The organism is Burkholderia sp. Ed8, from assembly GCF_040761425.1.
Taxonomy (GTDB): Bacteria; Pseudomonadota; Gammaproteobacteria; order Burkholderiales; family Burkholderiaceae; genus Burkholderia; species Burkholderia seminalis.
Map to the genome: position 1 here is coordinate 796,221 of NZ_CP142886.1, position 22,510 is coordinate 818,730.

Below are 22,510 nucleotides of genomic sequence, written 5' to 3' on the forward strand. Positions count from 1 at the left end.
GCTTCGATGGCTACAATCGTAGACACTTCAAGGCGTCCGACAAAACGACCAATTTTCACGTCGATGTGAGGAAAATTAGCAAATGGACCTCCGCCAGCTGCCTGCGCTGAATGCGATTCGCGCGTTCGAAGCCGCCGCCCGTCACGAGAATTTCTCGCGCGCCGCCGACGAGCTGTACGTCACGCACGGCGCGGTCAGCCACCAGGTTCGCGCACTCGAGGAGGAGCTCGGCGTGCAGCTGTTCACACGCAACGGCAAGCGGCTGTGCCTGACCGACGCCGGCATGCGCTACGCGCAGCAGATCCGCACCGCGCTGATGGTGATCGCGGACGCGACGCGCGAGGTGCGCTCGAGCGACCGCGACCGGCGGCTCGTCGTGTCGATGCTGTCGTCGTTCGCCGCGCGCTTCATCACGCCGCGCATCGGCTCGTTCATCGAGCGGCATCCGGAAATCGACGTCGAGCTGCAGTCGACCAACTCGCTCACCGATTTCGCGCGCGACGACGTCGACCTCGCGATCCGCTTCGGCTCCGGCACCTATCCGGGGCTGCACGTCGAGCCGCTGTTCGAGGAGGTGTTCTTTCCGGCCTGTGCGCCGACGCTGAACGGCGGCAAGCTGCCGCAAACGCCCGCCGATCTCGTCCACTACAATCTGCTGCGCTCGGACGACGAGCTGTGGCGGCCGTGGTTCGACGCGGCCGGGCTCGATACGCTGACCGAGCCGAAACGGGGGGTGCTGTACCAGGATTCGTCGAACCTGCTGCTGGCCGCGATCGACGGCCAGGGCATCGCGCTGGTACGCCGCTCGCTCGCGGTACACGACCTGCTCGACGGGCGCATCGTGCGCCTGTTCGACATCGACGGGCAGAGCCCGTGGCACTATTTTTTCGTGTGCCCGCCGCCGCTTCTGAACACGCCGCGCGTGCAGGCGTTCAGGACCTGGCTGTTCGAGCAGGTCGTGGAATACAAGCGGCTGTGCGACGAGCTGGACGCGCGGCGCGCGGCGGGGAAGACCCCCGCCGAGTGCGCGCGGGAAGGAGGATGGAAAGCGCTCAGGCGGCTGGAAGGCGCTTAAAGAACGACCTTGACCATCGGATGGCCGGTCAGTGCGCGGTAGATGCTGTCGAGCTGCTCCTGGCTCGTCGCGCGCACGGTGATCGTGAGGCCCGTGTAATTGCCGCCGCTCGACGCGCGCTCCTCGATCTTCTCGACATCGATCTCGTTGTCGTGAACGGCCACGACCTTGAAGATCGTGTCCTTGAACTCCGGATGCGCCTTGCCCATGATCTTGATCGGGAAATCGCACGGAAACTCCAGCAGCGACTCCTTCCGGGTATCGATCGCGCCGGTCACCTCGATGGTTTTGGTCGGTTCGCTCATCACTTTCTCCGGGTTAGGTCAAACTGTTCAAACTCGCGTGCCTTCGCACGCTGGTACGCGTCGTACAACGCCGCGAACACGGGGCCCGGCTTGCCGCCCTGGACGGGCAGGTCGTCGAGCAACGTGACGGGCAGCACTTCCTTCGTGGCCGACGTGATCATGATCTCGTCGGCCGCGCGCAACTCCACTTCGCTGATCTCGCGCGCGACGAACGGGATCTTGCATTCGTCGGCCAGCTGCTCGACCAGCGCGTAGCGGATCCCTTCGAGGATCTTGTTGCTGCGCGGCGGTGCGATCAGCTCGCCGTTCTTCACGATCCACACGTTCGACGACGAACCTTCGGTCAGGTTGCCGTCGCGCAGCTGCAGCGTCTCGAACGCGTCGCGCTCCGCCGCATGCTGCGCCATCAGCACGTTGCCGAGCAGCGAGATCGACTTGATGTCGCAATGCAGCCAGCGGCGATCCTCGGCCGTCACGCAGCGCACGCCCTTCGCGCGCTCCTCTTCCGACGGCAGGCGCAGCGGGCTCGTCATCGCGAACACCGTCGGCACCGCGTTCGCCGGGAACGCATGGCCGCGCTTCGCGACGCCGCGCGTCACCTGCAGGTAGACGAGCGCGTTGCCGTCGCCGAGGCCTTCGGCATTCGCCGCGACCACGCGCTCGATCAGCGCGCGCCAGCCGGCCGCGTCGTGCGGATCGTCGATGCCGATCTTCTTCAGGCTGCGCGCGAGCCGCTCCAGATGCTGATCGATCCGGAACGGCACGTGCGCGCCGTCGTGCGCATAAACGGGCACGACTTCATACACGCCGTCGCCGAAGATGAACCCGCGGTCGAGCACCGGCACACGGGCTTCGGACAGCGGCACCAGTTCCTCCTGCGACGCAACGCTGAGGTAGACGATCGGTTCGAATTCGGCTTGGCTCATAGTGATGACAGATGGGGATGAAGTCGTGAAAACAAAGGCCCGTCGGGCTTACTTCTTCTTGCTGAACATCAGCAGGATCGAGTCCCAGATACGCCCGAAGATACCCGCTTCCGGCACCGCCTGCAGTGCGACGACCGGGAATTCGGACAGCGTCTTGCCGTCGGCGACGATCTTCACGGTGCCGACCTGCTGGCCTTCCGCGAGCGGCGCGATCAGCGGCGCGTTGACGTCGACCTCCGTCTTGACCTTGTCGCCGAGGCCGCGCGGCACGGTCGCCCACTGGTCGCTCTTCACGCCGACCTGCACGGTGTTTTCCTTGCCCTTGTAGAGGCGCGGCGTCGAGATCGCCTGGCCGCCCTTGAACAGGCGCACCGAATCGAACGCGCTGTAGCCGTAGTTCAGCATCTTCATGCTGTCCTGCGTGCGCTCGCCTTCCTTCTGCTCGCCCATCATCACCGACACCAGGCGGCGCTGGCCGTCGACGCCCGGAATCGCGCGCTTCGCCGATGCGATCAGGCAGTAGCCGGCCGCCTGCGTATGGCCCGTCTTCAGGCCGTCGACCGTCGGATCCAGCCACAGCAGGCGGTTGCGGTTGCCCTGGCGGATGTTGTTGTACTTGAATTCCTTCTCCGAGAAGATGCTGTAGTACTGCGGAAAATCGCGGATCAGGTGCGCGGACAGCTTCGCGAGGTCGCCGGCCGTCGTGTAGTGGTTCGGGTCGGGCATGCCGTTCACGTCGGCGAAGTGCGTGCCCTTCATGCCGAGGCGCTGCGCTTCGTCGTTCATCAGCGTGACGAACTGCCCTTCGCTGCCGCCGACGAGTTCGGCCAGCGCGATCGCGGCGTCGTTGCCCGACTGGATGATCATCCCGTACACGAGGTCATGCACGGACACCGGCTTGTTCGCCTCGATGAACATGCGCGACTCGTCGCGGCCGACGCGGCGCACGGCGTCGCTCGGCGTGACGATCTGTTCCATCGAGATCTTCTTCTTGTCGAGCGCCTCGAACACGAGGTACGCGGTCATCAGCTTCGTCAGCGAGGCCGGCTCGACGCGTTCGTCCGCATTGCCCGATGCAAGCACCGTGTTGCTGGTCGCGTCGACGAGCACCCACGAGCGCGCGTTCACGCCCGGCGGCGGCACCGCGCCCGGCATGTAGGTCGCGGGCGCGCCGGTGAACTGCTCGGCGGCCGGCGCCGCATGCGCGGCCTTGGCCTTGGCGGCCGGTTTCGCCTCGGCGACGACGATCGTCGATGCGAGCGCGACGGGCAGCATCACGCCGAGCGCGACGTTGCGCGCGGCGGTGCCGAAGGCGATGGAGGAAGCGAGGGACTTGAGGCCTTGGGAAGACAGACGCATGATCGATTCAGGCTGATGGCAGAAAGTGCGGTGCGAAACGCGCAGGGTTGAACGGCAAGGCGGCGGGCGTTCCGGGCACGCGCCCGACAGCGTCGGGCGGCGCGAAACGCGCCGGTTGGACTCGTGCGGACGCGTTCGGTTCGCGGCCGTCGCGAGCGGGCGGACAGGCGGCGAAACGAGCGCCGCATGGGCCCAGCCGGGCCGCGGGCGACGCGGAATCCGGCCATTATACGTGGCCGCGCAGGGCGTTTTCGCGAACCTTGTGTCGCGTTCGGTGCGAAACGGTGTCGATGTCCCGGCCGACTCGCGCTCGCGGCATCGCGCAAACCGGCGCGCTGCCCGGCCGCGTCGGGGCACCTGGCGATGCCGCCACGGATGCGGAAAGACGGCACATCGAGGGCGGCGGAAGTCGAGCCCCGACCCGTCGGCGGGCAGCGCGCCTCGGCCTCGGGCAGCTGCCGTAGGCGATCGCGCGTGAAGCCCCTCGAAAGGCGCGTGCAGGCGGCGTGCAAGTCGAAGCGAGCGCCGCGTGCGGCGCGATGCCGCGCGGGCGGGTCGCGCCCGCGGCAAGCGCGGGCAAGCGCTGCGGGCACCGGCCTGCGGCCGTCACCCCCGCGCGCGGGCGCCGGTTACCGCCACGCGTCGACGATGATGCGCTTCAGCACGTGCAGCTTGCGATGCAGGAAATGCTCGGCGCCGGGGATCACGACGACCGGCAGCTCCTGCGGCCGCGCCCAGTCGTACACCGACGCGATCGGCACCGTGTCGTCGGTTTCGCCGTGGATCACGAGCGTGTTCTCGGGCACGTCGGCCACCTGCCAGCGGCTCGCGGCCGTGCCGACGAACACCATCCGCTCGATCGACTCGCCCGCGTCGCGCAGCCGCTTCGCGACGTGCGACAGCACGAAGGTGCCGAACGAGAAGCCCGCGAGCACGAGCGGCAGGTCCGCGTACGCGGGCTGCGCGCGCATGTGCGCGAGCACCGCGAGCAGGTCGTCGGCTTCGCCGGCGCCGTTGTCGTGCACGCCTTCGGTGGCGCCGACGCCGCGGAAGTTCGACCGGTAGACGACGTAGTTCAGCTGCACGAGCGTGCGCGCGAGCGTCTGCGCGACCTTGTTGTCCATCGTGCCGCCGAACAGCGGATGCGGATGGGCGACGAGCGCGATGCCGCGCGGCGCGGCGCCGCTTTCGCGCACGGCATCCGGCAGGTCGACCGCGATTTCGATCTGCCCGACCGGACCCGCGATCAGCGATTTCTGCGTATGTACGTTCATTCGGCCGGCCCGCTCAGATCTTCAGGCGGTCGACGACCTTGCCGTCGCGCAGGTGCGATTCGACGATCTCGTCGATGTCGGCCTGGTCGACGTACGTGTACCACGTGCCTTCCGGATACACGACCATCACGGGCCCTTCCTCGCAGCGGTCGAGGCAGCCGGCCTTGTTGATGCGAACCTTGCCGGGCCCCGCGAGGCCGAGTTCCTTCACGCGCTTTTTCGCGTACTCCTGCATGGTCTGCGCATCGCATTGCGCGCAGCTCGGACGTTCGGCGCCCGGTTCGCGCTGGTTCAGGCAGAAAAAGACGTGGTGCTGGTAGTAGGAATCCATGGTGGTGACGAGCGGCCCGGCGCGACGCCGTGCCGAAAAGAAGGGCGATGGATTGCCGTTGCGCGGGAGGCAACGGAGGATGCGGACGATTATAGCGACCGGCGCACGCGGCTGCCCGCGCAAGCGCCGCTGCCGCCCCACCCCGGCGGCCCGGTCAGCGGCGCAGCGCGCCCGGCAGCCAAGCATGCTCGACGCGCTGGCCGAGCCAGATCAGCGCCGCATAGGGCCAGATCCACGCGAGCCAGCGCGCGATGCTGTTGAAGTGCACGTAGCGGCCCTGCCGCCAGCCCGACAGCGTGAAGTCGAAGAACGGGTTGACCGGCAGCAGGTTCACGAGTGCCACGCCGGCCAGCAGCGCCAGCGCCGCGAGCGCCGCGCGCCAGGTCTGCGGCACGCGCAGCGCGACGAGCGCGGCGGCGAAGCCGAGCTCGATGCCGAGCCGCGCGCCGGGCGTCGCCCACACGACGACGAGGCCGGTGGCCGACTGCATGAACGTCGCGGCCGCCTTCAGCACGAGCGTGACGACGACCAGCGCGACCAGCAGCCGGATGCGCGGCGCGCGCGGCCGCATCGCGAGCGACGCGATCGCCAGCGCGGCGAACAGCATCAGCCCGCCGAGCACGGCCTCCCACGCGGAATCGGACAGCCAGCCGTCGACCCGCTCCGGCCATTCGCTGACGCGCCACGCGGCCGGCAGCCACGCGAGCAGCGCGTCCTGCATCGACGCGTCGGCGCGTTCCCACAGCGCGGCCGGCCAGTCGCCGATGCCGAACAGGAACGGCGACGGAAACAGGATCGCGAACGGCCACAGCGCGGCCAGCAGCAGCGGTGTCGCGCCGTCGGCCTCGAACCACGCGAAACGCAGCCGGCGCAGCGCGCCGCGGTCGAGCAGCGCGCCCGTGGCCGGCGCGACGAGCGCCGCGCCCAGCAATGCGCCGAGCGCGTTGGCGCCGAGATCGAGATTCGACGCGACGCGCGTCGGCAGGTAGGTCTGCAGCGCTTCCATCGAACCGGACAGCAGCACGCCGAGCGCACCCGCGATCAGCGTCGCGGCCACGCCGCGCCAGCGCGGGTGCAGCGCGAGCACGCCGAGCGCGCCGAACGGCAGATAGCCGAGCACGTTCGTGACCACGTCGAAGGCGGTCACGTAGCGCTGCATCGGTGCGAACAGGTAATCGAACGGCCCGATGCCGAGCGACACCCAGCCGTCGAACGGATACAGCGACGCGTAGACGACGAGCGCCGCGTAAGCGGCGAAGGCCTGCCGCGCGAGCGGCGATGCGCGATGCGTGCCGGTCGCGTTCATCGCGGCTGCGCGGGTCGCGTCACGGCGTGCCCGCGTACGCCTGCATGCCGGCCCATGCGGCGATCTGCGACACGAGCTCGTCGCTCGCCGCCGCGAGCGCGCGCGCGCCGCCTGCGGCGTCCGGCGTGCTCGACGGTGCCCGCGCGACGAACGTGCGCTGGCCGAGCACCTTGCCGTCGAGCGTCAGCGTCGCGCGCGCGGTCACCGCGCCGTGGCTCTGCGACTGCCCGTCGAACACCTGTTCGAATTCGTTCAGGTCGACCTTGAGAGTCGGCGCGCGCACGCCGTCGGCCCCTTCGAGCACCGCGCCGCGCGACGACAGCGCGCCGCGCAGCCGCTGCGTGAGCAGTTGCGCGGGCGGCGCGGTCCAGCGGCTGTCGCGATAGGCGGCCACGTGCTGCGCATCCGCGTAGGCAAGGCGGTACGCGAACTTGTCCGAGTCGAGCGCGTCGGGCGCGACGACGTCGAGCACCTTCAGCGCGGGGCCCGAACCGGCCGTCACGACCGACGACGGTGGCCCGAGGTCGTAGCGAACATTCGACAGCACCGCGCTGTTGCCGGCGCAGCCGGCCGCCAGCGCGAGCGTCAGCACGGCAAGCGCGGCCGCGGCGGGACGCAGCGCGCGGTCAAGGATTCGTGGCATGGCATGTTCCTGCATGAGGTTTCCGGTTTCGATGGGCGTCATGGCCCGGCCGTTTCCGGCCGGACGGTCGATGGATGCGCGCTTCATTTCCCGGCGGTCGCACCGGGCCAGACGAAGCCCGCTTCGCCGGGCCCCGGCGCCGCGCCGGGCGAACCGAACAACAGACTGCGCGGGTTGCGGCCGAGTTCACCGGCCACGTCCTTCAATTGCCGCGACGCGTCGCCGACGCTGCCGGCCAGCGAATTGAAGCGCGGCAGCGTGTCGTACTGCACGCGCGCGTTCAGGTCGTTCAGCGCGACGCCGACCTGCTCGGCGGCCGTACCGGCCTTGTTCAGGTTCGACACCAGCGGCCCGTTCGGCTGCAGCAGCGTGTTCGCCGACGCCATCGCGCGATTCACCTCGTGCATCGTCTCCGGCAGCGCGGTGACCGCCGGGCCGAGCTGCTTCGTCAGCGTCGCCGCGCCGTCGGCCGCGTGCTGCAGGCTCTCTGCCGTCGCACGCAACTGCTCGCGCATCTCGGGCGACATCAGCGCGTTCGCGCTCTTGGCCGCCAGCTCGAGCTGGCGCAGCAGCACGTCGCCGCGCTCCTGGATCTGGTCGAACAGGCTCGGCCGCATCGGGATCTGCGCGATCGACTTCGCCGACGACGGCAGCGGCGCCAGGTCGCGCCCCGTATCCTCGAGCTGCACGAACGCGATGCCCGTCACCCCCTGGAAGCCGAGGCTGCCGTAGGTCGACTGCGTGATCGGCGCGTCGTGGTCGACGAGGATGCGGATCCGGATCTGGCCCGGATGCGTGCGGTCGAAACCGATCGACTGCACCTTGCCGACGTCGAGGCCGCGAAAACGCACGGCCGCGTCCGGGAACAGCCCCGTCACGTTGGTGCGCGCGAGCAGGTCGTACGGCACGCGCACGGTGCGGTCGACGTTGAACCAGAACACGGTGCCCGCGATCGCGAGCGTCAGCGCGATCGTGAACAGGCCGGCCCAGAACGCATGTGATTTGTTTTCCATCAGAGGGTTCCTTGTCCTTGCCTGTTACAACTCGACGCTCGACAGCGCCGGTTCGAGGGCCGCCTTCGGCAGCTTCGCGCGCCGCTCGGGCGGCAGCGCCTGCAATGCGCGGCGCCCGCGCAGCCCCAGGAAATATTCGTGAATGAACGGATGGTCGACGTTCGCGGCCTCCTCGACAGGCGCGGCGACCAGCACCTTGCGGTCGGCCAGCACCGCGACGCGGGTCGACAGCGCGACCATCGTGTCGAGATCGTGCGTCACCATCACGACGGTCAGCCCCAGCGTGCGGTGCAGCGTCGCGATCAGTTCGACGAATTCGTCCGACGCCTGCGGATCGAGGCCGGCCGTCGGCTCGTCGAGGAACAGCAGCTCGGGCTCGAGCGCGATCGCGCGCGCGATGCCGACCCGCTTCACCATCCCGCCCGACAGCGCGGCCGGCATCTTCGACGCGTGCTTGCACGGCAGGCCGACCATCTCGAGCTTCAGCATCACGATGTCGTGCAGCAGGTCCGGCGGCACGCGGCCAAGCTCGCGCAGCGGCTGCGCGACGTTGTCGAACACCGTCATCGACGAGAACAGCGCGCCCTGCTGGAACAGCATTCCCGAGCGCGTGCGCATCATCCGCGCGCTCGCGTCGTCGATCGTCGCCGTATCCTCGCCGAATACCTTGATCGTGCCCGACGTCGGCCGCTCGAGGCCAAGGATCTGCCGCACGAGCGTCGTCTTGCCGGAGCCCGAGCCGCCGACGATCGACACGATCTCGCCGCGCCGCACGTCGAAGTCGAGCTTCTGGTGAATGATGTTGCGCCCGTAGCGCTTGGTCAGGTTGCGCACCTCGATCACGAGGTCGCCGGCGTCGGCCTCCCCGGCCGGCCGCGGGCCGACCGACCCGGCGCCGATGGCCGCCGCATGCGCGGTCGTTTCGTTCGATGCGTTCATCCGAGCCCCACGTTCTGGAACAGGATCGCGAACACCGCGTCGGCGAGGATCACGACCGTGATCGACGACACGACCGACGTGGTCGTGCCTTCGCCGAGGCTCTGCGAGTTCGCCTTGATCCGGAAACCGAAATGGCACGCGACCAGTGCGATCAGCATGCCGAACACGACGCCCTTGCCGACGCCGATGTACAGGTTCGCGATCGGCACGACGCCCGGCAGCGAGCGCACGAAATAGTTGACGTCGATCCCGAGCACGAGCTTCGCGGCCAGCGCGCCGCCCGTCAGCGCGATGATGTTGGTCCACATCACGAGCAGCGGCATCGCGATGCCGAGCGCGAGCACGCGCGGCAGGATCAGCCGCAGCCCGTGCGGGATGCCCATCACGCGCATCGCGTCGAGCTCCTCGGTCACGCGCATCACGCCGATCTGCGCGGTGATCGCCGAGCCGGAGCGGCCCGCGACGAGGATCGCCGACAGCACGGGGCCGAGCTCGCGGATCACCGACAGCCCGAGGATGTTCACGATGTAGCGGTTCGCGCCGAACATCTGCAGCTGCTGCGCGGACAGGTAGCTGAGCACGATGCCGATCAGGAACGCGACGAGCGCGGTGATCGGCAGCGCCTGCGCGCCGGCGCTGTAGATGTTCGCCGAGGTTTCCTTCCACGGCATCGTCCGCGGGCGGCGCAGCACCGACAGCGCATCGAGGATCACGAGGCCGAACATCGCGATGCCGCCCTGCAGGTGCTCGCCGAACGCGAAGATCGCCTGGCCGAGCCGCGTGACGGGATCGACGCGCACGAGCCGCTCCGGCGCCTCGCGGCCGCTGTCGAGCCGTTCGATGCGCTCGAAGATCGTGCGCTGCGTGGCGCTCAGCGCGACGCCGGCCGGCAGCTTGCGCCCCCATACGCGCCACAGCGCCTGGCCGCCGACGTGGTCGAGCCGCTCGATGCCGGACAGATCCCATTCGCTCACGCGGCCGGTGGCGATGCCCGCGATGCGGCGCGCCACGGCGCCGCGATTGCGCGCGAGCGCGAGCGCGGTCCACTGGCCGTACAGGCGCACCGTCTGGCCCTGGCCGCCGGCGTCGACCGAGAGGCCGGGAGGAGTCTCGAAGTCCAAGGGCAGGTTGTTTGCAAAAGGATGACAGCGGCCATTGTAGCGAACCGCCCGATGCCGCGACGTGACGATTTCCGCGACCGCGCCGGGCGGGGGCGCCCCGCCGCGGCCGCCCGGTCCGGGCCAGCCCGGCGCCGCCGTCTGCCGCGGCCCGATGCCGGCCGCCGGTTGGCGGTTGACCGCTGCCGGCGTCGCGACCTTTCATTCTTCCGTCACGTTTCCTTTCGATACTCTCTCGCGCCGCACATCAGGCCGTCGGCGCGCCGCGCCGCCATTCGCTGCATCCCTCGCGTTTCATAAAACAGAACACCGAACAGGACAACCGATGCGCTTCCCCCGTTTTCCCGCCGCCACGTACCGGCCGCCGCCGCGCTCGCCAGCCTCGCCTTCGCCCTCGCCGGCTGCGGCGGCGACGACGTCACCGCCACGCAACCGTCACAGCCGCAGGCCCAGACGCCCGTCGGCACGACGGCCACGCTCGCGCTGCTCGAGACGACCGACCTGCACACCAACGTGCTGTCATACGACTATTTCAAGCTCGCCGCCGACAATTCGCTCGGTTTCGAGCGCGTGTCGACGCTGATCGCGCAGGCGCGCAAGCAGTACCCGAACACGCTGCTGCTCGACAACGGCGACACGATCCAGGGCACCGCGCTGTCGGACTACCAGGCGCTCGTGAAGCCGATCGGCTGCGACCAGACGCTCGCGATCTACAAGGTGATGAACGCCGCCAAATTCGACGGCGGCGGAATCGGCAACCACGAGTTCAACTACGGGCTGCCGTACCTGTCGCAGGTGACCGGCAACACGTTCGAGGTCGACGGCCTGCCCGCGCCGGCCCAGCAGAAGAAGTGCGCGGGCCCGACCTTCCCGCAGGTGCTCGCGAACGTGATCAGCGCGAAGACCAACGCGCCGCTGTTCACGCCGTACACGATCCTGACGCGGACGGTGACGGCCACGACGCCGGACGGCAGGACGGTCAGCGCGCCCGTGAAGATCGGCATCATCGGCTTCACGCCGCCCGCGATCATGAACTGGGACAAGCGCTGGCTCGACGGCAAGGTCTACACGACCGGCCTGAAGGAAGCCGCCGAGAAGTACATTCCGGAAATGCGCGCGAAGGGCGCCGATCTCGTCGTCGCGATCTCGCACGGCGGCCTCGACAATTCCGCGTACTCGCCGACGATGGAAAACGGCAGCTGGTGGCTGTCGAAGGTGACGGGCATCGACGCGATGCTGATCGGCCACTCGCACCAGGTGTTCCCGGACGCGAACAGCACCGTGTCGCAGTTCACCCTGCCGGGCGTCGACAAGGTCAAGGGCACCGTCAACGGCGTGCCGACCGTGATGGCCAACTACTGGGGCAAGCACCTCGGCGTGATCAAGCTCGGCCTGAAGTTCGACGGCAAGACATGGAGCGTCGACCCGTCGCAGACGACCGTCGAGGCGCGGTCGATCCAGAATGCCGACAAGAGCTACGTCGCGCCCGATCCGTCGGTGTCCGCCGCGATCGCCGCCGAGCACCAGGCGACGATCGACTACGTGAAGACGCCGATCGGCTCGACCGACTACCGGATGAACTCGTACTTCGCGGATGTCGGCGATCCGGGCGCGATCCAGATCGTCAACGAGGCGCAGGCCGACTACGTGAAGACCTACGTGCAGGCGAACCTGCCGCAGTACGCGTCGCTGCCGGTGCTGTCGGTCAGCGCGCCGTTCAAGAGCGGCTTCGGCGGCGGCACCGACTACACCGATGTCGCGCCGGGCGCGCTCGCGATCAACAACGCGGCCGACCTGTACCTGTATCCGAACACCGTGTACGCGGTGAAGGTGAGCGGCGCCGACGTGAAGAACTGGCTCGAGACGGCCGCGAAGCGCTTCAACCGGATCGACCCGACCAAGGCGACCGTGCAGCCCCTCGTCAGCACCTTCCCCGGCTACAACTTCGACATGTTCACGTCGGCCGACCTCGCGTATGAAATCGACGTCACGCAGGCCGTCGGCAGCCGCATCAAGAACCTGACGTACAAGGGCGCGCCGATCGATCCGAACGCGCAGTTCATCGTCGCGACCAACAACTACCGCGCGAGCGGCGGCGGCAACTTCCCGGGCCTCGACGGCAGCAAGACGATCTTCGCGTCGCCCGACGCGAACCGCGACGTGCTGATCGCGTTCATCAAGAAACGCGCCGCGATCACGCGTGCGGCCGACGGCGCGCAGCGCAGCTGGCGCTTCACGAAGCTCGCGAGCTCGGTCGCGCACGTGCAGTTCGCGTCCGCGCCGAACCGCCTGGGCGACGCAGCGGCGGCCGGCCTGACCGGCATCACGCAGGTCGCGGCCGACGACGGCTCGGGCAAGAACCTCGCGACCTACGAGATCGACCTCACGCAATGAGACATCCGATGCAACCGATCCGGACGATGCGGCCTGCCGAAACCGGCGTCGCCGCCGCCGCGCGGCGCGTGCTGCGCGCGAAACTCCCGCCGGCCGCCCTGCTCGCGGCGGCGGCCGTGACCGTCGCGGCCGTCGTCGCGGCGACCGGCCTGCGCGGCAACGGCCCCGCGCCGAGCGCCGCGCAGCTCGACGAGTGGCAGGCGATGGTCACGCAGGCCACCGAGCCGCACGCGCTGGCGCAATTGCGCACGCTCGCGCGCCGCGGCTCGGGCGCCGCGCAGGCGGCGCTCGGCATCGCGCTCGTCGACGCACGCGAACCGGGGCTGCGCGACGAGGGGCGCGGCTGGCTGGAAACGGCCGCGACGGCCGACGGCAAGGCCGACGCACCGGCCGCGAGGCGCGCGCAGCTCGCCCTCGGCAAGGCGCTGCTGCTCGGCAGCAGCGACATCCCGAAAGACTACGCACGCGCCCGCGCGCTACTCGGCGCGGCGGCCGGACAGGGCGACCCGGCCGCCGCGTATTACCTCGGGCTGATCTATCGCAGCGGCTACGGCATCGCCGCCGATCTGGTGCAGGCCGCGCACTGGTTCGAGATCGCGTCGCGCGCGGACATCCCGGCCGCGGATTTCATGCTCGCGAACGCGTACCGCGACGGCAGCGGCGTGCCGCGCGACGACGCGCGCGCGCTGGCGCTCTATCGCCGCGCCGCCGAGCACGAGCTGCCGGAGGCCGTGCAGACGCTCGCGATGGCCTATCGCAACGGCGAGCTGGGGCTCAAGCCCGATGCGGATGAATTCCACGCGCAGTGGATCGAGACCGCGCATGCGCTGAAGCATCCGGTTGTCGCGCCGTGACGAAAACCCGGAAAGCGACGCATCAGTTCCGTCGCTTTCCGTTACTTGGCACGTTACCCATCGATGCCGGATGGTGCCAGCCGGTCTCTTGCCGAAGCACCAATGCCGCCTATATCGGCCTGATCGATGGCGTCGCGAACCAGTGCGCAGCCACGAGCGCGCTCACCAAGGCACCTCGTTGAATCCATGATCTCCCTTCCCCCGGGTCCATTTCCCTCGCATTGGCGCCAGGTGATCTTGCCGAAGAGCGCAACGTCATAGCAGGCGAGCCCGCCACCACTCGCTGCGGCGGGCGGCGCCCGGGCAACAAGCGTCCACCATGACTAACCATGGCATCGACGTACCGCGCGTTCCGATTTACTGATAGGAAAACGTGATGCTGCTCTTGGCCTTCACGCTGCCGGGGCTGATCTTGGCGTCCGTCTGCACGTACTTCACCTCGAACGGAATCGTGAATATCTGAGCGCCGGACGCGGTATTGCCGACCAGCCACTGGTTGACGTTGCCCTTCCGCGACGAATCCGGACCATACATGATGGGCTGCGTCTCGTCGCGCTTGTACAACCGCAAGCCAACACCCGCGGCGGAAGAGTCCGGGCCGAGACTGAGCGTATTGCCGGTATTGGACGGATTGCTCACGTCCGTCATGGTCGCGTAGACCGCGACGTCCTGATCGCATGCAATGCCGATGGTGAACCGGTTCGACGCGCCCACCGTGGAGCCGACGCCCTTGAAGGCATAGGTGGCAACGGTCGGCAGCGTGATCGCTTGGTTCCCGCCCTGCACGACCTTGCATCCGCGGCTCTTGGCTTCGACTGTGAACGCGCCGAGGGTCAGCGAAAGCGGTGTGGCGACGGGCTTCTTGTTGCCGTCCAGCGCGATCATTTTCGCCACGACTCGCGGTGCGAAAAAATGCGTGCCGGACGGCACCGGGCCTGTCGCAATGAGTTTGATCTGCGTGGTGAATCCCAACGACGTTTGTCCGCCACCGGTCGTCGTGCCAGGCGCCGGATAGGTCTGCGTTTGCGGCGGCGCGACGCTGATCCAGTTGCTCGCATTGGGATCCTTGATGCCGATGACATAGCCGACCCCGGGAATGCCCGTCGGGTAAACCGGATAGGACTCGCCGTCGGACTGATGCGTGAGGCCGTTGATCGGCGCATCCTGCGGAACCGCATTGGCAGTCCAGCCGGGACAGTTGGCGATGTCGAACGCCCGCTTGTCCGTGACCTGACCGCTCCAGCCGCCGATCTGCGCGCCGAGCGGGTTCGCATCGGCCGGCCCACTGAACGTGAGAGGACTCGGAAGCGTGACGATCATCGAGTTCGCCTGGCAGGCGGCAAACGCGGGATGAGCAAGCATCGCGAGCAGCGAGAAAGCGAATGCCTTGATGAAACGCGGCGCCGGCGCGTGGAAATTGAATGTTGCACGCGGCAACAGAAGGGGGGCCGACGCGAGAGGCGATGCAAACGGTACTCGTTTCATATCGATTCCAGAAGGGTGCGGGGGCGTAACCCGCGAATCAAAGCGCCGCGGCATGCGTCTTCGCGCCGCATACGCCCTTGATCGGCTCGAAGGAAGCCGGCTTGTTGTTGCCTTGCTTGACCGGCAACATGTATTCGATGCGGCAGATCGAGCGGGCGTCGTCTCCCCACTTCACCGTGAGTTCGCCCTGGTCCTTCAGGCCGCGCACGAAGATCTTGCTGGCCTGGCCGACGACGCCGAGGCTCTTGCCGGTATCGTCGGTCACGGCCGCACCGAACGGCAGCGGCGTGCCGTCCGCCCGGCGCGCCTGGATCACGGCGGCGCGCCCGGTATCGGTGTCGAACCTGAGCAGCGGCACGGCGCCGGCGCGCGGCGCGACCTGCTGACTCGTTTCCTTCAGTTCGACATCCATCGAGATGCCTTTCGGGTCGAGTTCGACCGTGTTCATGTTGTACGGCGTGAGGTAAGGCACGATCGCGTAACCGCGGTGGTCGACCCGCGCGCCCGACGCGCTCGTGAGCCGTGCACCCTCCGCGCCCTTGGCCTCGACGATGGCGAACGTTTCCGACAGCGGTTGCGACAGCGTGATGCCGCCGCCGTGCGCGACCGCCGCGCCGCGAATGCCGACCGAACCCTGCCGGTAGTTCGAACTGCCGCCGGCACTGACGTTGAACTCGGCGAAGCGTGCGCGATATGTGACGTTGCCGCTGCCGTCGGTGCTCGCGCTGCCCTGGCCGTTCGTGTGGTTCGCGGCGACGCTGTACGACAACGCGTTGTCGACGCCGAGCGAGCCGGACAGCATCGATTGCAGTTGCGTGCGGCCTTGCGTGTCGTGCGACAGGTTGCTGGTCAGCATCGTCGAGCCGGACTTGCCGAACGGAATCGTCGCGCTGGCGTAGTACAGCGTGCTCATGTTGCCGCCGACATTGCGCTGGCGCGTGGCGGACAGGCTGTACGAGATATTCCGGAACGAATTGTTGTAACCGACCGAGTAGTCGATGTCCGAGCCCGAGCGGTTCCAGTAACTGGCGGCCGACGCGGTCAGGCTCAATTGCCCGCCCGATTTGCCGAGGCGCTGGCTGACCATCAGCGATGCGCGATTGCGCTGCCGCCAGACGGTGTCGACCGAATAGCCGTTGCGGACCGAGTCGCGGGCGCTCATCGCGTCGTTGAGGTTGAAATAACCGTTCGTCGAGTAGCGGTATGCGGCGATCGATACGTCGGTGCCAGTCGATGCGACGGACTTCGAATAGCTGATCCGCAGGCTCGAGCCGCTGAAGCGTTTCACGCCGGGAACCGACGTGACGGCCTGCGTGAAGTCGAGACCGAGCGCGCCGACCCGCGTAGTGAAGGCGCCACCCAGCATCGCCGCCGTATAACCGGCCGCAACCGTCACGCCACCGTATCCGGTCAGCAGGTTCGTCAGGCCGCGCTGATAGGTGGCTTGCGCGAACAGCGGGTTGCTCGTGCCCTGCTGGTTGCGCAGCGCGCCCGCGACGAAGCTGTAGCGCTGGATACCGGGTCGCAGCGACAGCGGAACCGCCGCATAAGGGACGGAGAACGTATGGACGGAACCGTCCGCCTCGGTGACGGACACGCGCAAGTCGCCGCCATAACCGGTCGGGTACAGGTCGTTGATCTCGAACGGACCGGCCGAGACGGTCGTCTCGTACAGCGTCACGCCGTTCTGGCGGATCGTCACCTTCGCGTTGCTGTTCGCGACGCCGCGTACGACGGGCGCGTAGCCGCGCATCGAGTCGGGCAGCATCCGGTCGTCGGTCGACAGCCGTACGCCGCGAAACTGGGCCGAGTCGAACAGCTCGCCGGACGTGAACGTTTCGCCGAGTACGAGTTGCGACGACAGCGCGGGCAGATCGCGCTGCACGTAGGTCGACACGTTCTGATAGCGGCTGCCGCCGCGCTCGGACCACGAGTACGAACCATTGTGGCGGAAGTGCCAGTTGCCGATATTGACGCCGCTGTTCAGCCCGAGATAACCCTGCGTGTCCGCACGGCTGCCCTTGACCTTCGAACTGTAGACGTTCAGGTTGTAATCGAGCATGCCGACAGGCACGCCGTCGTCCCACTGGTCGGGGCTCACATAGCCTCGCGCACGGCGTACCAGTGACGCCTGCGGGATGCTGAGCGTCAGGCGCTGCTCGCTGAAGTCGAACGACGCGCTTGCCTCGGGCACGAGCTGGCCGATACGCCGGCATTCTCCGTCGATCGTGACGGCCTTGACGGTTTGCGCGGGAAGTTTCGTGAAATCGATGCCGATACGGCGCAGCGTTTTCTCGTCGAAGCAAGGCTGCGCGTCCGGCGTGCCGGGCGCGGCCTTGAATTCGATGTCGTATCGACCGACCCAGTCCTCGCCGACGACGAGATCGACGGTGTAGGTACCCGGCGCGGTGACGTTGCCGCGCGCAAAGCGCGTGATGTCGACTGCCTGGCCTGCGCCGTTGCTCAGGAAGTCGGGGTCGAACTGGGCCTGCGCGACGTCGATCTGCGCGACCTGTAACGCTTCCCGGGCAGCGGGCACCGCGGTGTCGGTGTTTGCGCGGCTGTCGATCGACCAGACGGCAAGGGCGGACAGCATCAGCACAGACATCGGCTTGAGCCGCGGCAATCGGGTCTCATCCGGACGAAGATGTCGGATCGACGATGTCATTCCTGAGGACTCCTATTTGCGTCGGATTGAAATCGAAAACACGGGCCGGGACATGGGCGCCCGATGGGCGCGGATGGCAAGGGCGCTCCGGGAGAGGCAAAAAGGCCATGAAGCGGCGCGCGCCTGCGCAATCACGCACGACGCGTTACACGAGTAGGCGCTGTGTCAGGCAGCCCTGCCGGCGAGCAGCCGGCTCGGCGTCATTGCATCGAAACGGGCATCTCGTGGTTGGCCGAGGCGCCCCAGTCGTTGATGCTGCCGAACCGGACACGCGCATCGGCCGCGGGCGGCGCCTTGAGGTCCGGGACCGGGAAGGCCTGGGTGCCGCCCGGCAGGACGTAGCCCGCGCCCGCATCGTATTGATGGCCGCTCGATTGAAGCTGCACGCTGCCCAGGTTGACGACGTAGGGCGTCGGATTGGTCGCGTTGAGCACGTAATGACCGCCGGTGCCGCGCGCGACTTGCCAGCGGACCTGCGCCGGCGCGTTCTGCGCGCTGCCGGGCAGGTTCTGCGGGCGGAACATGATCTTGATGCGCGTCCGGAACGCGACCTGAAGCTGGTTGCGCTCGGCGTTCGCGATCTTCGGGGGGATTTCCAGCACGTTGAGCCAGAACAGCGATTCCTTGTCGGCAGGCAGCGGCTCGTTCGCATACAGCAGCCGCAAGGTTTGCCCCTTGTTCGGCTCCATGCGGAACATCGCCGGCGTCAGCGTGAACGGCACGTCGACGGCTTCCGGCGACGCATGCGCGTCACCTTTGTCGATCCAGGCCTGGATCAGCGCCGGCCCCGGACCATCGTTCGTCAGCTTGATCGTCATCTCGCGCTCGTTGCTCGGAAAAACGACGCGCGTCGCGGAGATCACGACGCTCGCGCAGGCTTGCGAAGCAATCAGGACGGTGGCCAGAGCGACGGTTTGGAGCGATTTTCTGATGACGTTCATGTGAACTCTCGAAGGGTGCTGGTCGTTGATGTCGACGGGCGGCAAGGGGATGGCCCGCGGGGCGGCATGCATCGGCACACCGCCCCGGGCCCGTCGAACGAGCGGGCCGGAGCAAGCGCGAGACTTACTGGTAGATGAGCGAGTACTGGACCTTCGAATTGGCCGAACCGCCGGTCGCCGCGCCCGTCGCCAGGTATTCGGCGAAGAAGTTCAGCTGGGCGGTACCGTCCTCGCCGATCGAGACGACTTGCGAGTTCTGGTCCAGCGAGTTCGCGCCGACCTTGATCGGGGCTTGCTGGTCGTTCAGGACCTGCAGGACGACGTTCTTCGCTTCGGGCGCTTCGATCGTGCCCTTGTCGAGCGACAGCTTGCCGTCGGCCGTCACGTTCGTTGCGTTTTCAAACATGACCTGGACCTTCGTCGGGTTGCCCTTCGAATTGTCGCTATCCACCGCGCAGCCCGTCAGCTTGAAGCCGAAGGCCGTGCGGCCGGCGACCGCGCCCGCGGCGTTCAGCGAGCCCGAGCTGACCGTCGGCATGGCGACCGACTTGTTCGACGTCGCGCCCGCGGCCGTACCGTCGATCTTGCAGGTCGCCGCGGTAACGTTGCCGGTGAACGTAATGGTGCCGTCCGCCGCGTGGGCCGCCGATGCCAGGCCGAGGCCTGCCACGGCCAGAAGGGTCGAAACGATCTTGGTGCTGGTTGCGAGTTTCATGGTATTGATCTCAAACGATGGTTGATGATTTGAAACGTGCATGCATCATTCGGTGCTCGTGTCTAAAAATGACGAAGCGCGATTCGAAGACCATTATCGAAATTTCGGACAATTTATCGAATTGGACGCGACCGATTTGATTTGCTTTTCAAATAGGACAAGTACGATATTGAGGTTTTTCGTTTGATGTCCCATATGAGCGGACCCGCGAGCCAAGCCGGTCATCGACCAGGAAGACGCGACCCGTTGTGACCGGAGTGCAGGTTGGGGACGAGTCAGATTTCTTCGATGCTTTTGCGGTATCGCGAGTGCGAACGACCACCCGAAGCCTGCTGTTGGCGAGGATGCTTTTCGTCGGCTTCTTCTGTCCGGCGTATCGCGCGCAGAAGCCCTAGCTTGCGGATACGTCCGAGTCGCGGCGGCAGCGCCGATCGCCCCGGCCGGCATCTCCGCGTCGCGCGACGCATTGGTACCGGGCACGCTGATCGGCACGCGTGCGCTGAAGACATCGACCACAAATGCGCTGTACAACGACTGTCCGACAGATCGGGGCACAGCGGCCTGACATGGCACATTCGTTCCGAACGTGACGTATGTCCTCGCCGGGCGTTCGCATCCCGTTTATGAAACGGATGCGCCGGGAATCGGATACGCTGCCAGGGACAATGCGGAGAGTTCGAGCGGAAATCCTCGAATTCATGGGAAGGCAGTGACGCGACGCTCGCCGCAACCCGTGATATCGGACCTGAGAAATGGTGGAGCAATCTCGCGGCCCGGCGACTCATCCGCGGTCCTCTTTCATCTCGAATTGGCGAAAATCGCGCAGCTCCCCAAACGCGTGACCGCAAATCGGGAATCAATCACGAAAATTCGAAACCCCGAATAACGATCGTCCCCTTGGCCGACAACGCCACGCGATGGCGTCGAGCATTCAGCGACGACCCGGCCCCGGCACCGCAAGGGGCGCATCCCCGCCTCCCCGCTTCCCGACGCGCCCCCGCCCCCTGTCGCTACAATAGGCGCCATGAACGCCCCCACCTCCTCCGACACGCCCGAATCCGGCGACGCGCACATCGCGCGCAACCGGCTCGAGGCCCATCTGGACGCCGCGCCGCGCGCGTGGCCGCTCGACATCGTCGCCGCCACCGGCTCGACCAATGCCGACGTCTCGGCGCGGCTCAAGGCGCTGCCGCGCAACGCCCAGGCCCTGCCCGCGCCGCTCGTGCGCGTCGCGTTCGAGCAGACGGCCGGCCGCGGCCGGCAGGGCCGCCCGTGGTTCGCGCAGCCCGGCAATGCGCTGCTGTGCTCGGTCGGCTGCATCGTGCCGCGCCCCGTCGACGCGCTCGGCGGCCTCAGCATCGCGATCGGCGTCGCGCTCGCCGAAGGGCTGGCCACGCTGCCGCTCGACGCGCGCGCGCGCGTCGCGCTCAAATGGCCGAACGACCTGCTGCTGATGACCGACGACGGTGCGCCGCACATCGTCGGCAAGCTCGCCGGGATCCTGATCGAAACCGTCTGGACCACCGCCGACGCCACCGCCGTCGTGATCGGCTTCGGCATCAACGTGCGCGGCGCGGAAGCCGTCGCCGCGCAGGTCGATGCGCTGCGCGCGCGCGAAGCGACGCTCGCGAGCGGGCTGCCGCCCGCCGCGCTGTCGATCGCATGCGCGTCGGCCAACCTCACCGATACGCTCGCCGCGTCGCTGAACGCACTCACGCCCGCGCTCGCGCAGTTCGGCACCGACGGCCTCGCGCCGTTCCTGCCGCGCTGGCACGCGCTGCACGCGTATGCGGGCCGCGAAGTCGTGCTGCTCGAGCAGGGTGTCGAACGTGCGCGCGGCATCGCGACGGGCATCGACTCGACCGGGCAACTGCTGCTCGACACGCCGGACGGCGTGCAGACGATCGCGGCCGGCGACGTATCGCTGCGCGAAGCGCAATGAGCGAGCCGCACCTGCTGATCGACGCCGGCAACAGCCGGATCAAGTGGGCGCTCGCCGACACGCGGCGCACGCTCGTCGATACGGGCGCGTTCGGCCACACGCGCGACGGCGGCGCCGATCCCGACTGGTCGCGCCTGGCGCGGCCGCACGGCGCGTGGATCTCGAACGTCGCGGGCGCCGACGTCGCCGCGCGGATCGACGCGCTGCTCGACGGGCGCTGGCCGGGCCTGCCGCGCACGACGATCCGCGCGCGGCCCGCGCAATGCGGCGTGACGAACGGCTATACGACACCCGAACAGCTCGGCAGCGACCGCTGGGCCGGCCTGATCGGCGCGCACGCGGCGTTTCCCGGCGAGCATCTGCTGATCGCGACATTCGGCACCGCGACGACGCTCGAGGCGCTGCGCGCGGACGGCCGCTTCACGGGCGGGCTGATCGCGCCGGGCTGGGCGCTGATGATGCGCGCGCTCGGCACGCACACCGCGCAGTTGCCGACGCTGACCACCGATATCGCGAGCGGGCTGCTCGCCGGTGCGCAGGCCGAGCCGTTCCAGGTCGATACGCCGCGCTCGCTGTCGGCCGGGTGCCTGTATGCGCAGGCCGGGCTGATCGAACGCGCGTGGCGCGACCTGGCCGAAGCCTGGCAGGCACCCGTGAGGCTCGTACTGGCCGGCGGTGCGGCGGACGAGGTCGCGCGCGCGCTGACGGTCCCGCACACGCGGCACGATGCATTGATCCTGTCCGGGCTCGCGCTGATCGCGGCCGAGGCCGCGCAGGATTGACGGAACAGGTGCCGGCAGCGCGCCGGTACGTGACGGCGCGGGTCCGGACGGACGCGCGTCACACCGACGATGCGGGGCGCGCGGCGCGGCTGCAACCGCCCGCGCAATCGATCGGCGCGAACCATGAAAAAGCCGGCCATGCGGCCGGCTCGACTGAATGACGTGAACCACGTCGATGACGACAAGGAGTTTCGACGATGCTGCGCTGGCTGATCGCTGTTCTCTTTCTCGCCAACATGCTCGCGTTCGTGGTGGCACGCGGCGTGTTCGGGCCGCTGCCGGCGGCCGGCCCGCGCGAACCCGGCGTGCTGTCGCGGCAGGTGCGGCCCGACGCGCTGCGCGTGACACCGCTCGCGCAGGCGACCGACCAGCCCGTCATCGGCGGCCCGATCGCGCCGCCGGCGGTCACGACCGCACCGCTCGCCGCGTCCGCGCCCTGA

General features: G+C 68.1%; 19 protein-coding genes and 1 pseudogene. 6 read left to right on the plus strand and 14 right to left on the minus strand.

Annotation, left to right across the window (positions count from 1 at the left end; genetic code table 11):
* The first annotated feature begins 82 nt into the window (after window positions 1-82).
* Window positions 83-1,075 carry a transcriptional regulator GcvA gene (locus VXM69_RS17625; protein WP_034189199.1) on the plus strand — a complete coding sequence of 331 codons (993 nt, stop codon included), beginning with the start codon at window positions 83-85 and terminating at the stop codon, window positions 1,073-1,075.
* Here the strand turns inward: VXM69_RS17625 and VXM69_RS17630 are convergent.
* The 10 genes from VXM69_RS17630 to VXM69_RS17675 form a co-directional block, all read right to left on the minus strand.
* Window positions 1,072-1,380, minus strand: a complete 309-nt coding sequence (locus VXM69_RS17630) for a YbeD family protein (protein WP_034189198.1) — start codon at window positions 1,378-1,380, stop codon at window positions 1,072-1,074. The genes VXM69_RS17625 and VXM69_RS17630 overlap by 4 nt on opposite strands.
* Complete coding sequence (locus tag VXM69_RS17635; RefSeq protein ID WP_034189197.1) at window positions 1,380-2,306, minus strand: D-amino acid aminotransferase; 927 nt, start codon at window positions 2,304-2,306, stop codon at window positions 1,380-1,382. Before VXM69_RS17635 ends, VXM69_RS17630 begins: the two co-directional genes overlap by 1 nt.
* 48 nt (window positions 2,307-2,354) lie before the next feature.
* Complete coding sequence (locus VXM69_RS17640) at window positions 2,355-3,665, minus strand: D-alanyl-D-alanine carboxypeptidase family protein (RefSeq protein ID WP_034189196.1); 1,311 nt, start codon at window positions 3,663-3,665, stop codon at window positions 2,355-2,357.
* A 629-nt stretch (window positions 3,666-4,294) separates the two neighbouring features.
* Window positions 4,295-4,939: an alpha/beta hydrolase gene (locus VXM69_RS17645; RefSeq protein ID WP_049032355.1), complete on the minus strand. Its 645-nt coding sequence runs from the start codon at window positions 4,937-4,939 to the stop codon at window positions 4,295-4,297.
* A 13-nt stretch (window positions 4,940-4,952) separates the two neighbouring features.
* On the minus strand, window positions 4,953-5,270 hold the full coding sequence (locus tag VXM69_RS17650; protein ID WP_011694422.1) for a ferredoxin: 318 nt from the start codon (window positions 5,268-5,270) through the stop codon (window positions 4,953-4,955).
* Between the two features lie 154 nt (window positions 5,271-5,424).
* On the minus strand, window positions 5,425-6,576 hold the full coding sequence (locus VXM69_RS17655) for a VanZ family protein (RefSeq protein ID WP_049032354.1): 1,152 nt from the start codon (window positions 6,574-6,576) through the stop codon (window positions 5,425-5,427).
* A 19-nt stretch (window positions 6,577-6,595) separates the two neighbouring features.
* Window positions 6,596-7,219, minus strand: coding sequence for an ABC-type transport auxiliary lipoprotein family protein (locus tag VXM69_RS17660; RefSeq protein WP_034189294.1), 624 nt, complete (start codon window positions 7,217-7,219; stop codon window positions 6,596-6,598).
* Window positions 7,220-7,302: 83 nt separating this feature from the next.
* A complete protein-coding gene (locus tag VXM69_RS17665) occupies window positions 7,303-8,232 on the minus strand; it encodes an MlaD family protein (RefSeq protein WP_034189193.1) in 930 nt (309 codons plus the stop codon).
* A 24-nt stretch (window positions 8,233-8,256) separates the two neighbouring features.
* A complete protein-coding gene (locus VXM69_RS17670) occupies window positions 8,257-9,171 on the minus strand; it encodes an ABC transporter ATP-binding protein (protein WP_034189192.1) in 915 nt (304 codons plus the stop codon).
* Window positions 9,168-10,361, minus strand: coding sequence for an ABC transporter permease (locus tag VXM69_RS17675; RefSeq protein WP_226194153.1), 1,194 nt, complete (start codon window positions 10,359-10,361; stop codon window positions 9,168-9,170). The genes VXM69_RS17670 and VXM69_RS17675 overlap by 4 nt, the downstream gene beginning before the upstream one ends.
* A gap of 258 nt (window positions 10,362-10,619) precedes the next feature.
* On the opposite strand from VXM69_RS17675, the pseudogene VXM69_RS17680 reads away from it, so the two are divergent.
* Together VXM69_RS17680 and VXM69_RS17685 are read left to right on the plus strand one after the other, a co-directional pair.
* Window positions 10,620-12,683 (plus strand): annotated as a pseudogene (locus tag VXM69_RS17680) (bifunctional 2',3'-cyclic-nucleotide 2'-phosphodiesterase/3'-nucleotidase); the annotation flags it as partial.
* Window positions 12,684-12,691: 8 nt separating this feature from the next.
* The gene (locus VXM69_RS17685) at window positions 12,692-13,537 is read left to right on the plus strand and encodes a tetratricopeptide repeat protein (protein ID WP_367189962.1); all 846 of its coding nucleotides are present in this window, start codon (window positions 12,692-12,694) and stop codon (window positions 13,535-13,537) included.
* Between the two features lie 357 nt (window positions 13,538-13,894).
* Here VXM69_RS17685 and VXM69_RS17690 read toward each other — a convergent pair whose 3' ends face one another.
* The 4 genes from VXM69_RS17690 to VXM69_RS17705 form a co-directional block, all read right to left on the minus strand.
* Window positions 13,895-15,022, minus strand: coding sequence for a fimbrial protein (locus VXM69_RS17690; RefSeq protein ID WP_167361878.1), 1,128 nt, complete (start codon window positions 15,020-15,022; stop codon window positions 13,895-13,897).
* Between the two features lie 37 nt (window positions 15,023-15,059).
* Entirely contained in the window at window positions 15,060-17,690 is a 2,631-nt protein-coding gene (locus VXM69_RS17695) for a fimbria/pilus outer membrane usher protein (RefSeq protein ID WP_059558816.1), read from the minus strand.
* Between the two features lie 200 nt (window positions 17,691-17,890).
* Window positions 17,891-18,703: a fimbria/pilus periplasmic chaperone gene (locus VXM69_RS17700; RefSeq protein ID WP_319001974.1), complete on the minus strand. Its 813-nt coding sequence runs from the start codon at window positions 18,701-18,703 to the stop codon at window positions 17,891-17,893.
* 52 nt (window positions 18,704-18,755) lie between these two features.
* Window positions 18,756-19,346, minus strand: a complete 591-nt coding sequence (locus VXM69_RS17705) for a fimbrial protein (RefSeq protein ID WP_034189185.1) — start codon at window positions 19,344-19,346, stop codon at window positions 18,756-18,758.
* A 1,024-nt stretch (window positions 19,347-20,370) separates the two neighbouring features.
* Here VXM69_RS17705 and VXM69_RS17710 point away from each other — a divergent pair.
* The 3 genes from VXM69_RS17710 to VXM69_RS17720 all read left to right on the plus strand — a co-directional run bounded on the left by VXM69_RS17710 (window position 20,371) and on the right by VXM69_RS17720 (window position 22,510).
* Window positions 20,371-21,288 carry a biotin--[acetyl-CoA-carboxylase] ligase gene (locus tag VXM69_RS17710; protein WP_049035986.1) on the plus strand — a complete coding sequence of 306 codons (918 nt, stop codon included), beginning with the start codon at window positions 20,371-20,373 and terminating at the stop codon, window positions 21,286-21,288.
* Window positions 21,285-22,070 (plus strand): type III pantothenate kinase, encoded by a 786-nt coding sequence (locus VXM69_RS17715; RefSeq protein ID WP_124608988.1) that lies wholly within the window; start codon window positions 21,285-21,287, stop codon window positions 22,068-22,070. Before VXM69_RS17710 ends, VXM69_RS17715 begins: the two co-directional genes overlap by 4 nt.
* A 197-nt stretch (window positions 22,071-22,267) precedes the next feature.
* The gene (locus VXM69_RS17720; RefSeq protein WP_034189182.1) at window positions 22,268-22,510 is read left to right on the plus strand and encodes a hypothetical protein; all 243 of its coding nucleotides are present in this window, start codon (window positions 22,268-22,270) and stop codon (window positions 22,508-22,510) included.